The organism is Nonomuraea sp. ZG12 (assembly GCF_052068115.1).
Lineage (GTDB): Bacteria > Actinomycetota > Actinomycetes > Streptosporangiales > Streptosporangiaceae > Nonomuraea.
In genome coordinates, this window is the sequence record NZ_JBQHCW010000003.1 from 89,089 (window position 1) to 103,227 (window position 14,139).

Here is a 14,139-nt window from a genome sequence, read left to right on the forward strand (position 1 = left end):
GCGCTCACAGCAGCCCTTCGGGCGGGTCGACCACCAGCCTGCCGTGCTCCACGTCCACCTCCGGCACCAGCGCCTTGACGAACGGGATGAGCGCGTCCTCCTGGCCGTCGCGCCGGACGACGAGAAGGTCCTGCCCGTGGTGGAGCACGTCGGTGACCTCGCCGACGGACTTCCCCGTGACGGTCACGACCGTGAGCCCGATGAGCTCGTGGTCGTGGAACTCGTCGGGGTCGTCGGAGGGCGCCACCTCGGCGGAGTCGATGACCAGCATGGTGCCGCGCAGCGCGTCGGCCGCGTCACGACCGGCGACCCCCGCGAGGCTGAGCAGCAGCATGCCCTTGTGCCAGCGGCGGCCCTCGATGACGAGCGGCCCCCTGTCGGCGGGGTCCGTGGCGATCGACGCGCCGACGGGCAGGCGCAGCTCGGGATCGTCGGTGCGCACCTCCACCGTCACCTCACCGCGCACACCATGTGGGCGGCCGATCCGGCCGACGACCAACTGCACGTGAACCTTGCCTCTCTAACGCAAGCGCCCCCATCGGGTGAACCGATGAGGGCGCGCGAACCTGACGCTAACGGACTGCTTCGTCCAGGTCGAGCAGATCGACCCGTACGTACTTCCCGTCGGCCAGGGCATTCACGACTGTGCGCAGCGCTTTGGCGGTGCGCCCGCCGCGACCGATGACCTTACCCAGGTCCTCGGGGTGCACCCGGACCTCCAGGACGCGACCGCTGCGAATGCGGCGAGCGCGGACCCGGACATCGTCTGGATGTTCGACGATGCCTCTGACGAGGTGCTCGAGAGCCTCCTCGAGCACGTCAGGCCTCGCCCTCGGCCTCGGCCTTGGGCTCGGCGACGGTCTCGGCCTTGGGCTCGGCCGGAGCCGCGGCGGGGGCCTCAGCAGCGGGAGCCGCAGGGGCCTCTTCCTTCTTCTTGGCCTTCTTCGGCGTCGTGGCCGCCGTGGCGGTGTCGCCACCGGACAGCGTCTCGCGGGCCGCGGCCTCGTAGAGGGCGTGACGGTCGGGAGCTTCCGCCGGCATCTTCATCGGCTCCGGGGCGGGCTCGCCCTTGAACTTCTGCCAGTCACCGGTGATCTTGAGCAGCTTGAGCACCGGCTCGGTCGGCTGCGCGCCGACACCCAGCCAGTAGGCCGCCCGGTCGCCGTCGATCTCGATGCGCGACGGGTCCTGCTTCGGGTGGTACAGGCCGATCTCTTCGATCGCCCGGCCGTCACGCTTGGTGCGGCTGTCGGCGACGACGATGCGGTACTGAGCGTTGCGGATCATGCCGAGCCGCTTGAGCTTGATCTTGACTGCCACGGGTGTGGTCTCTCCTGCATTCGAGCGCGGGTGAGCGGTGTCTCATCGAGTGGGGCACGACAAGGGTCCCGCTCCAGGGACAGGCGCGACCGGCGGGAGGTGAGAGGGCACCCACCTGATCGCGATGTTCCAACATGTCATTGTGCCAGATGTACGGCACTGCCTACGACCGCACGCCCGGACCGGATGGGCAAAGGTTACTTTTGACCGGGGAGCCGCAGCTTGGACGGGTCGAAGCCGGGCGGCAGGTCCATGCCCGGGGGCAGCTTGCCGCCGAGGTTGCCCAGCACGCCGCCCTGCTTGGGCTCGGCGGGGGCCTCCGGCGCCGGCTTGCCGAGGGCGGCCTTGCGCGGGTCGCCGCTCACCCGGCGCCCCTTCTTCGCCTTCTTCTGCGTCTTGACGCCCTTGCCCTTGCCGCCGGGCATGCCGGGGATCCCCATGCCGCCCGCCATCCGCTTCATCATCTTCTGGGCCTCGAAGAAGCGGGTGACGAGGTTGCTGACCGCGGTGACCGTCACGCCCGAGCCGCCGGCGATGCGGGCCCGGCGCGAGCCATTGATGATCTTCGGGTCCTGGCGCTCGGCCGGGGTCATCGAGCGGATGATGGCCGCGATGCGGTCCAGGTCACGGTCGTCGATGGAGTCGAGCTGGTCGCGCATCTGCCCCATGCCGGGCATCATGCCGAGCAGGTTCTTGATCGGGCCCATCTTCTGGACCATCATCATCTGCTCGAGGAAGTCCTCGAGGGTGAAGCTCTCGCCCGAGGTCAGCTTGCCCGCCATCTTGGCGGCCTGGTCCTCGTCGAACGTCTTCTGGGCCTGCTCGATCAGGGTGAGGATGTCACCCATGTCGAGAATGCGGGAGGCCATCCGGTCCGGGTGGAAGGCGTCGAAGTCCTCGAGCTTCTCACCGGTGGAGGCGAACATGATCGGCCGGCCGGTGATGTGCCTGACCGACAGGGCCGCGCCACCGCGGGCGTCGCCGTCGAGCTTGGTCAGCACGACGCCGTCGAAGCCGACGCCGTCCATGAAGGCCTGGGCCGTGCTGACGGCGTCCTGGCCGATCATCGCGTCGACCACGAACAGGACCTCGTCGGGCGAGACCGCGTCGCGGATGTCGGCGGCCTGCCGCATCATCTCCTGGTCGATGCCGAGACGGCCCGCCGTGTCGATGATGACGATGTCGTACTGCTGACGCTTGGCCTCGTCGATCGAGCCGCGTGCGACGCCGATCGGGTCGCCGACGCCGTTGCCGGGCTCGGGCGCGTAGACGGCGACCTGCGCGCGCTCGCCCACGACCTGGAGCTGCTGCACCGCGTTGGGGCGCTGGAGGTCGGCGGCCACGAGCATCGGCACGTGCCCCTGCTCGCGCAGCCACTTGGCGAGCTTGCCCGCCAGCGTGGTCTTACCGGCGCCCTGGAGGCCGGCGAGCATGATGACGGTCGGCGGCGTCTTGGCGTAGCGGAGCCTGCGGGTCTCGCCGCCGAGGATCTCGATGAGCTCCTCGTTGACGATCTTGACGACCTGCTGCGCCGGGTTGAGCGCCTGGGAGACCTCGGCGCCGCGGGCGCGCTCCTTGACCTGGGCGACGAACGCCTTGACCACCGGCAGCGCGACATCGGCCTCGAGCAGCGCGATGCGGATCTCGCGGGTGGTGGCGTCGATGTCGGCGTCGGACAGCCGCCCCTTGGATCGGAGGGAGGAGAAGACCGATGTCAGCCGGTCGGAAAGCGTCTCGAACACGTGGTAGGCCAGTCCTCGAAGCGAATGTGGGTCTGCAGTCAGCCTATCCGCTTCGTCAGCCGTTCCAGCCTGGCACGGCCATCCGAACTGAAAGGGCGTGCTCGACCAGGTTGATCAGGGCGCTTTTGACCGAGTCCTTGGCCCGGGCGTCCAGGCGGATGAGCGGGATGTGCGGGGCGAGGGTGAGAGCGTCGCGGATCTCCGAGTCGCTGTGCTCGTACTCCCCGTCCCACCCGTTCAGGCCGACCACGAAGGGCAGCTGCGCCTCTTCGAAGTAGTCGATGGCCGGGAAGCAGTCGGCCAGCCTGCGGGTGTCGACCAGCACCACCGCGCCGATCGCGCCTTTCACCAGGTCGTCCCACATGAACCAGAACCGGTGCTGCCCCGGCGTCCCGAACAGGTACAGGATCAGGTCACGGTCCAAAGACACCCGGCCGAAGTCCATCGCCACCGTGGTGGTCGACTTCAGCGGGGTCATACCGAGATCGTCGATCCCGGCCGAGGCGTCCGTCATCACCGCCTCCGTCGTCAGCGGCATGATCTCCGAAACCGCACCGACGAACGTCGTCTTGCCCACGCCGAAGCCACCGGCCACCACGATCTTCGCCGAGGTGAGCCCGGGACTAGAGCCTGCGAAGTCCACTGAGCACCCTTTCGAGCAAGTTGACATCTGGCCTACCGGATTCCAGCTGCGGCTGGTGCACGTGTACCAGGCCCTCCGCCGCCATGTCGGCGATGAGCACGCGCGCCACGCCGAGCGGCATCCGCAGCAGGGCCGACACCTCGGCCACCGAGCGGACCTGCCGGCAGAGCTGGCTGATCGCCTGATACTCCGGCGTGATGTGGGAGAACTCCCTGTGCTCAGCCGTGGCCGAGGACACCAGCGCCTCCATCGCGAGCTTCACCCGCGGCGCCGTCCGCCCCCCGGTCACCGCGTACGGACGCACCGGCGAGGCCGGGTCCGACGAGCGCGGAGGGGGCGGGGGCTCCCAGCCGCCGCTGTTCCAGCCGCCACTGTTCCATCTGGGATCCGTCACTCACATCACCTGGTCTGGGTGGCACGCAGCTGGGCACGCACCGCCGGAGTGAGCACCTGACCGGCACGGTCCACCATCAAGGTCATCTGGTAGGCCACCAGGCCCATGTCACAGTCAGGTGCGGCGAGTACGGCCAGGCAGGAGCCGTCACTGACGGACATGATCAGCATGAGCCCTTGCTGCATCTCCACCATCGTCTGGTTGACCACGCCGCCTTCGAACACCCTGGCTGCCCCTTGGGTGAGGCTGATCAGGCCGGAAGCGATCGCGGCCAGTTGGTCGGCCCTGTCGGGCGGGAAGCCCGACGAGGCCGCGAGTGGCAGGCCGTCAGAAGAGACGACAACGGCGTGAGCGACGCCTGGCACCGTGCTGACGAAGTCGGTGATCAACCAGTCGACTCCGCGAGCCGCGCGACTCAGATCGTTCATGCGCCCTCCTCCCTGTTCTCGTGGTTCCGCTGACCAGATTGCGGAGCCCGGCCACCGCTGATGTCGTCACGCGCGGCCCGGAAACCCTGCTGGAAGCTGGACAGGCGGCTGCGTACCCGATCCGGTGAGACCGAGGGCATCGGCACGACTCCCTTGGGCGCCGACGCGGTGTCGGCCGAGCCCGGCACGAGGTTGGCCTTGGGCACCCGCTTGGGCAGGCCGGAGGCCGTCGCACCGTCGCGCACCGGCTCCGCCGCGGCCTTGGCCGCGGTCCAGCCGGCGTCGGCCTTGGCCGACCCCCAGGCCGCGTCGGAGCCGCCCTGGTCGAACCAGGCGGATTCGACGGAGGCGAAGATCGGCAGGAACTCGTCGCCGGCGGACGGCGGCGGGCCGGACGGTGAGACCACCGGCATGGGGCCGGTGGCCGCCGACTCGGTCTCGGGGAAGTCGTGCTGCGGGCGCTGCGGGCCGGCGTTCACCCGGTCGTCGAAGCCGCGGCCGGGCAGCGGCGCGTCGGTGGGGCGCTTGGGCAGCGGGTTGCTCTCGCTGGACCAGGAGCCGGGAACGCGGGAGGGGATCCAGACGTCGTCGGTGTCGAAGCCGCCGCTGGTGCTGCGCGGGCCGGACGGCCAGGCCTCCCCTGTCCCGGCCGACGGCCACTGCGGCGCTGAGGGCCAGGAGGCGCTCGGGTCCGAGTTGGAGGGATAGGAGGGGTGGCCGGGGCCGGGCTCGTAGCCGCCGCTCTGCCACTGAGGGGCCGCCTGCTGGGGGGGTCCCGCGAAAGCCTCCGCCCGTCCGCGGTCCATCGCGGCCGGAGGGGTGTCCATGACGGGCGTCTGCGCGCCGAGCAAACTCTCCGGCACCAGGACCATCGCGGTGAGCCCGCCGGAGCCCTGGGAGCGGAGCTGTACGCGGATGCCGTGCCGGTGCGCCAGCCTGGCGACCACGAACAGGCCCATGCGGCGCGACACCGACACGTCGACGGCCGGCGCGTCGGTCAGTCGCTCGTTGGCCTGGGCGAGTTCCTCCGCCGTCATGCCGATGCCGGAGTCGGTGATGGACAGCATCACGCCGCCGCCGTCGATCCGGCTGCCCGACATGGTCACGCGGGTCTCGCGGGGGGAGAACGACAGGGCGTTCTCCACCAGCTCGGCCAGCAGGTGGATGAAGTCGTTGACGGCCTGGCCGGCCACGGAGACGCCGTCGGGCACCTGGAGCAGGACGCGCTCGTAGTTCTCGACCTCGGACAGGGAGGCGCGGGCCACGTCGATGAGCTTGACCGGCTGGCTCCAGCGGCGCGGCGGGTCCTGGCCGGCGAGGACCAGCAGGTTCTCGCTGTTGCGGCGCATGCGGGTGGCCAGGTGGTCCAGCTTGAACAGGTTGGCCAGCCGGTGCTCGTCCTGCTCGCCCTGTTCCAGCCCGTCGATCAGGGTGATCTGCCGCTCCACCAGCGTCTGACTGCGGCGGGACAGGTTCACGAACATCGCGTTGACGTTGGCGCGCAGGCGGGACTCCTCGCCCGCCAGGCGGACCGCCTCGCGGTGGACCTCGTCGAAGGCCCGCGCCACTTCCCCGATCTCGTCGTTGGAGGCGACGCCGATGGGCTGAACCTGGACGTTCTCGCCGGTGGCCTCCGCCTCGCGCAGCTGGCGCACGGTATCGGGCAGACGGCGTCCGGCGATGAAAAGGGCTTCCCTGCGCAGTCGGCGCAGCGGGCCGCTCAGCGAACGCGCCATGATCACGGTGACGAGCAGCACGAGGAGGAGCAGGGCCAGGATCGCGCCGGCCACGATCGCGGCGCTCTGCTGCTCGGCGCCTTCCAGGGCGCGGCTGCGCAGCACGATGGAGTCGGCCGCCTGCTGCTCGACCTCGCGCATGCCGTCGACGGTCTCACTGATGGCGTTGTACCAGGTCTCGCCGTCACGGATGAGTCCGAGCTTGCGGTCTCTCAGGGGGAGCCCGGCGTCTTGCAGGACCAGGGCTCGGGCGGAGAGGATCTCGGCGCGGTCGACGGCCGCGCCGCTGACGGTGTCGTCGTACAGCTGGCGGAGCGCGAGGGAGACCTGCGCCCTGAAGGTGGCGAGCTCGCTGTTCTTCTGAGCGCGCGCGGCGATGAAGGCGTCGAGTTCGTCCTTGCCGAAGGCGCCGGTGGCCAGGGCGCCCGCGAGCAGCGCACGCTGGGTGGACACGTACTGCTTGGCCCTGGACAGGGCCGCGAAGCCGGAGACGCTCGCTGACAACTCCTTGTCGACAGCGCCCAGGTCGATCTTGCCGTTCAGCGAGAGCAGGTCCGAGATGGACCGGTCGTAGAGCGCGATGACCGAGTTCTGGTCGAGCTGCGAATCGATCGCGGTCGTGCGCGAGGTGGCGAGTTCGTTGAGGCGGTTCTTGATGCTCAGGGCCTCGGCGGCGTGCGGGCCGTCAGCGACCTCGAGTTCCTCGACGCCGCTCCTGACTTCGATGACGAGCTTGTCGACGCGCTCGTACTGAGCGCTCACGTCCGCCGGTCGGCCGCCTCTGCGTCCCTGAGCGACGTACTGGGCGCTGAGGTCGCGCTCCACCTCCACCTCGTGCGCGAGTGTGGTCAGCCGGCTCGCCAGCACGGCGACCACGTTGACCTGCGCGTACTCGCTGGCGGTGGCGATCGAGGTGGTGACGCGCAGGCCACCGAACACGAGCGCCGCGAGAGTGGGGATGACCACCAGGACCAGCAGCTTGGAACGGACCCGCCAGTTGCGCAGAGAGAAGCGGGGGCCCGTCCTGCGCTTGCCGGCTTTCGCACCGCCCGGCGTCTGTGGCCCACGGGACACGCGTCGGGGAGCTTCGTCTCTAAAGCCCTGATCCCCGCCCGCAGCACGGGTAACGGTCTTCACCTGCTCCGCAACCTCTCTCCGATGGTCTGGTGCATGAAGATCATGTCACGCATGAGCCAGCCGTGACGCAACGCACCCTTGGGGCGAGAGCAATTGGAGCACATCACCAGGAGATCGGCCAATGCCCCACGGGTCACAATCGGTCCATAACACGGCATTTTACGCAGATCACAGCGCTAATCTCGCCCCTTCGACATCAACAGCAGCGGTGCAATCAAGTCAGACAAACGTTATAAATCACCCTATATATGCATATTTCGAGTTAACGTCCGATGTTCTGGCTGCGGAGAGGTGTGGTAGCTGCGCTAGGGTGCCACCGTCGCTGATCACTCCCTTCGCATCACCCCCCGATTCAAAGGAGACCCGCAATGCGGTTCGGTACATTAGGGCGTACCGCCCTGGTTGGACTGGTTGCCACCCTCGTCGTCACGGGATGTTCCAGTTCGGGCGGACAGTCAGATGCCGCCGGCACCTCCTCTGACATGAAGACTGACCTGCTGATCGGTCAGTATCCCGGCGCCGACTCGGCCCCGCTGTTCATCGCCATGGAGCGCGGCTTCTTCAAGGAAGAGGGCCTCAACGTCAAGCAGGAGGCCATCCAGGCTCCCCAGGCGGTCCTGGGCAAGCTCTCCAACGGCTCCATGGACGTCGTCCTCGGCAGCTACGCCACCATCCTGTCGATTCAGGAGGCGGGCACCGAGAAGTTCAAGTACATCGCCGACTCCTACCAGGGCGCCGCGGGCGCGTTCGGCGTGATGGTGAAGAAGGGCTCCCCCATCAAGCAGGTCTCCGACCTCAAGGGGAAGAAGATCGGGACCAACGCCCTGGTCGGCCTGGGCGTGCTCACCATGAACCCGCACATGAAGATCGCCGGTCTCGACCCTGCCAACAACAAGGACATCCAGTACGTCGAGGTGCCGACGACCAACTGGCTCTCCGCCCTCGACAAGGGTGACGTGGACGCCGTCTGGATGACCGACCCGTACGTCAGCCAGGCCAAGAAGGAGCTCGGCGCCACCATGCTCCTGGACACGATGTCCGGCCCGACCGACGGCCTGCCGATCACCGGCTGGGCGGCCACCGAGAAGTGGGTGGCGGAGAACCCCAAGACGCTGGCCGCCTTCCAGCGGGCCATGGCGAAGGCGCAGAACATCGCGGCCACGGACCGCGCCGCGGTGACGAAGATCCTGCCGACCTTCACCAAGATCCCGGCTGAGACCGCTTCCACGATCAACCTCGGCAACTACCCGACCTCCCTGAGCGCCCAGCGCATCCAGCGGGTGGCGGACCTCATGCTCGACGCGGGCATGCTGAAGCAGAAGATGGACGTCAGCTCCATGATCTATTCCGCTCAGGGATGATGACCGCAGTCTCTCCGGCGAGGCGTGGACGTGGACCGCTCACCCGTGCCAGCCTGGTGAAGCTGTCCCGCCACGCCACCGGCGTGGCGGGTTTTCTGCTTGCCTGGCAGCTCCTCGGCGTCTCGGGCCTGTTCAAGTGGCTGCCACCGGCCGGGGACACCCTGTCGAGGACCGTGGCGCTCGCCGTGGATCCCGTGTTCCTCGAGAACCTGCAGGGCACGCTCACCGCCTGCGCCATCGGACTGCCGCTCGCCGTCCTGGTCGGCGTCCCCATCGGCGTGCTCCTGGGAACGGTCCCGGCGGTGGAGGAGATGACCCGGGTCTTCGTGGAGTTCCTCCGGCCGATCCCCTCGGTGGCGCTGATCCCGCTGGCACTGTTCTTCTTCACACCGGAGATCAACGCCAAGGTCGCTCTCATCGTCTTCGCCTCGGCGTGGCCCATCCTGATCAACACCCTCTACGGGGTGCGGGACGTTGACCCGCTGGCCAAGGAGACGATGCGCGCGTTCGGCTTCGGGCCGGCCGCAGTGATCTGGCGGGTTTCCCTGCCGAGCGCGGCGCCCTTCATCGCGACAGGAGTGCGGCTCGCCGCCTCCATCACGCTCATCCTGGCGATCAGCGTGGAGTACATCGTCGGCGGTGCGAGCGGCATCGGCAGCTTTCTCATCCAGGCGAGCACGGGCATCGGCGCCGACGCGATGATCGACGTGATCGCGGCCCTCCTGTGGGCCGGCACGATCGGTCTCGTCGTCAACATCGTGCTGGTGCGCGCCGAACGACGTCTGTTCAGGTGGCGAACGCCATGATCCGTACGTTGATCAAACGGCTGTGGCTGGTCCCCGTCGTGCTGGGCGGCTGGGAACTGCTCGCCCTATCACTCGAGAACCCCTTTTTCCCCACGCCGACCAGGATTCTGTCTCGGATGTACGAGATGTGGTTCTCCGGGCCGTACATCCTCACCGAAGAGGCCGTCGACAATTTCCTCCCCAGCCTGATCAGAGTCACCGGAGCCTGGGGACTGGCCGTGATCGTGGGTGTGGGGCTGGGCGTCGCGCTCGGCCGGACGCCCTGGCTGGCCGACTACTTCGAGCCACTCGTCGAGTTCGGCCGGGCGGTGCCGCCACCCGCCATGCTGCCGGTCTTCCTCGTGCTCTTCCAGATGGGCACGCAGGTGCAGGTGGCGACCATCGTCTTCGGCATCGTCTGGCCCATCCTGCTCAATTCCATCGACGGCGCGCGCAACCTCGACAACCTGAAGCTCGAAACCGCCACCGTCTTCGGTGTGCCCGCGTATCTGCGGCTGACCCGGATCATCCTGCCCGCGGCCGCGCCGAAGATCTTCGCCGGCCTGCGCCTGAGCGTGTCCCTGGCACTGATCCTGATGGTCATCTCCGAGCTCAAGGGCAGCACCGAAGGCATCGGCTACCTGCTCAACCTGGCCAGCAACAACGCCGACATGCCGGCCATCTGGGCCGGCGTCCTGCTGCTCGGCGTGCTCGGCTTCGCATTCAACACCCTGTTCCTCATGGTGGAGCGGCGCGTGCTTGCCTGGCACCGCGACGCGCACCGGATCGCTTAGGAGAAACCCCCGTGTCCGAGCTGCTGCTGAAGAACGTACGGGTCGTCACCCACGACCGGGACGAGCCCACGAACGCGGACATCGCCATCGTGGACGGCCGCATCGTCGACGTGCGGCCCGGACTGCCCGAGACGGGCGAGGTGATCGACGGGGGCGGCAAACTGGCCTTCCCCGGGGTCGTGGACGCCCATCAGCATTGGGGCATCTACAACCCGCTGTCCCAGGACGCCGAGTCGGAGAGCAGGGCGAGCGCCCAGGGCGGCGTGACGACCGCGCTGACGTACATGCGGACCGGGCAGTACTACCTCAACAGGGGCGGCTCCTACGCCGACTTCTTCCCCGAGGTGCTCAAGCAGGCCGAGGGCCGGGCCTACATCGACTACGGGTTCCACCTGGCGCCCATGTCGCGCGGGCACATCGGTGAGCTGCCCGACCTGATCGAGCGGTTCGGGGTCCCGTCGTTCAAGATCTTCATGTTCTACGGCGGGCACGGGCTGCACGGCCGGTCCGACGACCAGCGGGCGTTCCTCATGCTGCCGGAGGGCGAGCGCTACGACTACGCGCACTTCGAGTTCGTGATGCGCGGCGTGCAGGCGGCCAGGGAGCGCCTGCCCGAGCTGGCCGACGAGATCTCGCTGTCGCTGCACTGCGAGACGGCCGAGATCATGACCGCGTACACGAAGCTCGTCGAGGAGGCCGGTGACCTGAGCGGGTTGGCCGCCTACAGCGCCTCCCGCCCCCAGCACTCCGAGGGGCTGGCCGTCTTCATCGCCTCCTACCTCGCCCACGAGACGGGGCTGGCCAACATCAACCTGCTGCACCTGTCCTCCCGCAAGGCCCTGGAAGCGGCCGTCCGCATGGCGGCGACGTTCCCGCACATCGACTTCCGGCGTGAGGTCACGATCGGTCACCTGCTCGCCGACGTCGACACGGCCAGCGGCCTCGGCGCCAAGGTCAACCCGCCGATCAGGCCGCGCGAGGACGTCGAGGCGCTGTGGGAGTACGTGCTCGACGGCACCGTGGACTGGGTGGTCAGCGACCACGCCTGCTGCCGGGACGAGCTCAAGTTCGGCGACCCGCGCGACGACGTCTTCGTGGCCAAGGCCGGATTCGGCGGGGCCGAGTACCTGCTGCCCGGTCTGATCAGCGAAGGCCGCCGCAGGGGCCTGCCGTACGGCCGGATCGCCGCGCTGACCTCCTGGAACCCCGCCAAGCGGTACGGCCTGCGCACCAAGGGCACGATCGCCCCGGGTTTCGACGCCGACCTCTGCCTGGTCGACCCCGCGAGCACCTGGACGGTGCGCGCGCAGGACTCGGAGTCGACGCAGGAGTACACACCGTTCGAGGGTTTCGAGCTGACCGCCAAGGTGACGGACACGTTCGTGCGCGGCAACCACGTGCTGGACGCGGGCAAGATCGTGGGCGACCGCGTGGGCCGATTCGTGCCCCGGCCCGCCTGAACACCCCGTCCGGAAGAGAAGACAGACCATGACGACGCACCTGAACACCCCTTCGGGCGCTCCCGCACCCGAGGCCGACCCCCTGCGCGAAGCCGTACGTGGCGGAGTGACGATCTATGACCTGGGCAGACCGCTCTTCGCCGGCATGCCGCAGTCACCCAACCACCCCGCCTACACCCACACCCTCCCGCGACGGCACGGGGACAGGACGCGCTCCGACGGGGGATCGGCCGCCAACGACCTGATCTCCATGGGCACCCACGTCGGCACGCACATCGACGCGCTGGCGCATGTGTCGCAGGACGGCAGGCTGTACGGCGGGGCCGACGCCGCCGCGGCCTGCGTGGGAGGCCGCTACCCTGAGCACGGCGTGCACACGATCGCGCCGATGGTGCGCTGCGGCGTGCTGCTGGACGTGCCGGCCGCGCTCGGCGTGGAGCTCTGCGAACCGGGCTACGAGATCACCCCGGCCGATCTGGACGCGACCGTGCGGCGCCAGGGCACCGAGCCCGCCCCGGGCGACGTCATCCTGGTCCGCAGCGGGTGGGGCCGCCACTTCACCGGCTCCGACCCACAGGTCTACCTCGGTGGCGAGTCGGGTGTCCCCGGAGTCGGCGAGGCCGGGGCCCACTGGCTGGCCGAGCGCGGCGCGCATGCCGTGGGAGCCGACACCATCGCCTTCGAGCGGCTGGCCCCCGGACAGGGACACAGCGTGCTGCCCGCGCACCGGGTGCTGCTGGTGGAGTCGGGCATCTACCTCATCGAGACGATGGAGCTGGACGAGCTGGCTCGCGACGGCGTCCACGCGTTCACGTTCGTGCTGTCCCCGCTGCCGTTCTTCGGCGCGACGGGCTCGCCGGTGCGCCCGCTGGCACTGGTGACCGCTCAGGCAGGGGAAGCGCGCCGTGACTGAGACGACCCTCGGCCGGCGACTGGCCGACTTCGCGGTCGACGCCTCCGCCGCCACGCTGCCGGACGCCGTCGTCGACAGCGTGCGCAAGCGCGTGCTCGACGTGCTCGGCCTCTGCGTGGCCGCGCACCGGCTGCCGACCAGCGGCGGCATCGTGGACTACGTCCGCGACCAGGGCGGGCGCCCGCAGGCGCACATCGTCGGCGGCGGCTCTCAGGTGCCGGCCTCGCTGGCCGCCCTCGCCAACGGGGTGCTCGCGCACTCCCTCGACTACGACGACACCCACCTGCCCTCCGTGCTGCATCCCAGCGCCCCGGTCATCTCGGCCGCGCTCGCCACGGCCGAGATGGTGCACGCCTCGGGCGGGGACACGATCCGCGCGATCGCCGTCGGCCTGGAGGTCTGCGTGCGGCTGGGCATGGCCGGATACGACCCAGAAGCCGGCAATTCGCTCTTCTTCGAGCACGGGCAGCACGCCACCTCGATCTGCGGGACCATGGGCGGCGCCGTCGCGGCGGCCCTCCTGCTCGGCCTCTCCCGTGAAGGCGTGCTCGACGCCCTCGGCCTGGCCGCGTCCACGGCCTCGGGCATCATCGAGTCCAACCGGGCAGGTGGGACGGTGAAACGGCTGCACTGCGGGTGGGCGGCGCATGCGGCGGTGACGGCGGCGGATCTCGTCGGGCGCGGGTTCAGCGGGCCGCCGACCGTCCTTGAGGGACGTTTCGGCTTCTTCGAGGCGTTCCTGCACGGGCGCTACAACGCGGCGGAGATCACCCGGGACCTCGGCACGGAGTGGGCCGTGCCCGGGATCTTCTTCAAGCCCTATCCGGCGAACCACTTCACCCACGCGGCCATCGACGCCGCGATCGGGCTGCGCGAACAGGGGCTGGACCCCGCTCGCGTGGAGAGCCTGACGTTGGGCGTCCCCGCTCCCGTCATCCGGACCATCGGGGAGCCGATGGAGCGCAAGCGCGCCCCGCGGACGGGATACGAGGCGCAGTTCAGCGGGCCGTACGCGGTGGTCGCCGGACTGCTCGGCGGCGGCGGTCTCGGGGTGGGACTGGCCGACTTCACCGACGACCTGGCGCGTGACCCGCTGCGGCGCGAGCTGATGGCCAAGGTGGACGTGGTGCCCGACGACCGCGCGACGAAGATCTTCCCGCACCAGTTCCCCGCCGTGCTGCGCGCCCGCGACCTCGACGGGCGCGACTGGCATCAGGAAGTCCTCGCCAACCGTGGCGGCCCTGCCCGGCCGCTGTCCGCGGCCGAGCTGGCGATGAAGTTCCGTGACAACGTGGCCGGCCGGCTCTCCGGCGCCACCGCCGACGCCGTGGTGGACCACGCGGGCCGGCTGGACGAGGTCGGTGACATCGGCGAGCTGCTCCGTCTGGTGGCGGAGTTCGAACCGGCGACGGGAGCCTGACCGGTC

Annotated in this window: 14 protein-coding genes; 6 read left to right on the top strand and 8 right to left on the bottom strand. The window is 69.4% G+C overall.

Annotated elements, in window-relative coordinates:
- Positions 1-4: 4 nt before the first annotated feature.
- The 8 genes from rimM to ACTMTF_RS12265 all read right to left on the bottom strand — a co-directional run bounded on the left by rimM (position 5) and on the right by ACTMTF_RS12265 (position 7,337).
- A complete protein-coding gene (gene rimM / locus ACTMTF_RS12230; RefSeq protein ID WP_441110706.1) occupies positions 5-505 on the bottom strand; it encodes a ribosome maturation factor RimM in 501 nt (166 codons plus the stop codon).
- Positions 506-572: 67 nt separating this feature from the next.
- Entirely contained in the window at positions 573-818 is a 246-nt protein-coding gene (locus ACTMTF_RS12235; protein ID WP_336208239.1) for an RNA-binding protein, read from the bottom strand.
- 1 nt (position 819) lies between these two features.
- Complete coding sequence (gene rpsP / locus ACTMTF_RS12240) at positions 820-1,320, bottom strand: 30S ribosomal protein S16 (RefSeq protein ID WP_441110707.1); 501 nt, start codon at positions 1,318-1,320, stop codon at positions 820-822.
- A gap of 197 nt (positions 1,321-1,517) precedes the next feature.
- Positions 1,518-3,062 carry a signal recognition particle protein gene (gene ffh, locus ACTMTF_RS12245; RefSeq protein WP_441110708.1) on the bottom strand — a complete coding sequence of 515 codons (1,545 nt, stop codon included), beginning with the start codon at positions 3,060-3,062 and terminating at the stop codon, positions 1,518-1,520.
- A gap of 55 nt (positions 3,063-3,117) precedes the next feature.
- Positions 3,118-3,732, bottom strand: coding sequence for a GTP-binding protein (locus ACTMTF_RS12250; protein WP_397009970.1), 615 nt, complete (start codon positions 3,730-3,732; stop codon positions 3,118-3,120).
- The gene (locus tag ACTMTF_RS12255) at positions 3,686-4,009 is read right to left on the bottom strand and encodes a DUF742 domain-containing protein (protein WP_397010724.1); all 324 of its coding nucleotides are present in this window, start codon (positions 4,007-4,009) and stop codon (positions 3,686-3,688) included. Before ACTMTF_RS12255 ends, ACTMTF_RS12250 begins: the two co-directional genes overlap by 47 nt.
- Before the next feature lie 95 nt (positions 4,010-4,104).
- Positions 4,105-4,527, bottom strand: coding sequence for a roadblock/LC7 domain-containing protein (locus ACTMTF_RS12260; protein ID WP_441110709.1), 423 nt, complete (start codon positions 4,525-4,527; stop codon positions 4,105-4,107).
- Positions 4,524-7,337, bottom strand: coding sequence for a nitrate- and nitrite sensing domain-containing protein (locus tag ACTMTF_RS12265; RefSeq protein WP_441110710.1), 2,814 nt, complete (start codon positions 7,335-7,337; stop codon positions 4,524-4,526). The genes ACTMTF_RS12260 and ACTMTF_RS12265 overlap by 4 nt, the downstream gene beginning before the upstream one ends.
- A gap of 545 nt (positions 7,338-7,882) precedes the next feature.
- Here ACTMTF_RS12265 and ACTMTF_RS12270 point away from each other — a divergent pair.
- From ACTMTF_RS12270 to ACTMTF_RS12295, 6 genes are all read left to right on the top strand, one after another.
- Positions 7,883-8,761 carry an ABC transporter substrate-binding protein gene (locus tag ACTMTF_RS12270; RefSeq protein ID WP_397009976.1) on the top strand — a complete coding sequence of 293 codons (879 nt, stop codon included), beginning with the start codon at positions 7,883-7,885 and terminating at the stop codon, positions 8,759-8,761.
- A gap of 83 nt (positions 8,762-8,844) precedes the next feature.
- Positions 8,845-9,567 (top strand): ABC transporter permease, encoded by a 723-nt coding sequence (locus tag ACTMTF_RS12275; protein ID WP_441110711.1) that lies wholly within the window; start codon positions 8,845-8,847, stop codon positions 9,565-9,567.
- Positions 9,564-10,340, top strand: a complete 777-nt coding sequence (locus tag ACTMTF_RS12280; protein ID WP_441110712.1) for an ABC transporter permease — start codon at positions 9,564-9,566, stop codon at positions 10,338-10,340. The genes ACTMTF_RS12275 and ACTMTF_RS12280 overlap by 4 nt, the downstream gene beginning before the upstream one ends.
- A gap of 11 nt (positions 10,341-10,351) precedes the next feature.
- On the top strand, positions 10,352-11,800 hold the full coding sequence (locus ACTMTF_RS12285) for a dihydroorotase (protein WP_441110713.1): 1,449 nt from the start codon (positions 10,352-10,354) through the stop codon (positions 11,798-11,800).
- A gap of 28 nt (positions 11,801-11,828) precedes the next feature.
- A complete protein-coding gene (locus tag ACTMTF_RS12290) occupies positions 11,829-12,713 on the top strand; it encodes a cyclase family protein (RefSeq protein WP_441110714.1) in 885 nt (294 codons plus the stop codon).
- Positions 12,706-14,133 carry an MmgE/PrpD family protein gene (locus ACTMTF_RS12295; RefSeq protein ID WP_441110715.1) on the top strand — a complete coding sequence of 476 codons (1,428 nt, stop codon included), beginning with the start codon at positions 12,706-12,708 and terminating at the stop codon, positions 14,131-14,133. The genes ACTMTF_RS12290 and ACTMTF_RS12295 overlap by 8 nt, the downstream gene beginning before the upstream one ends.
- Positions 14,134-14,139 lie beyond the last annotated feature (6 nt).

Excerpts from the sequence above, each read along its gene's own strand:
- ACTMTF_RS12290 (WP_441110714.1), top strand. The coding sequence starts at position 11,829 with ATGACGACGCACCTGAACACCCCTTCGGGCGCTCCCGCACCCGAGGCC.
- ACTMTF_RS12280 (WP_441110712.1), top strand. The coding sequence starts at position 9,564 with ATGATCCGTACGTTGATCAAACGGCTGTGGCTGGTCCCCGTCGTGCTG.
- ACTMTF_RS12270 (WP_397009976.1), top strand. The coding sequence starts at position 7,883 with ATGAAGACTGACCTGCTGATCGGTCAGTATCCCGGCGCCGACTCGGCC.
- ACTMTF_RS12250 (WP_397009970.1), bottom strand. The coding sequence starts at position 3,732 with ATGTCAACTTGCTCGAAAGGGTGCTCAGTGGACTTCGCAGGCTCTAGT.
- ACTMTF_RS12260 (WP_441110709.1), bottom strand. The coding sequence starts at position 4,527 with ATGAACGATCTGAGTCGCGCGGCTCGCGGAGTCGACTGGTTGATCACC.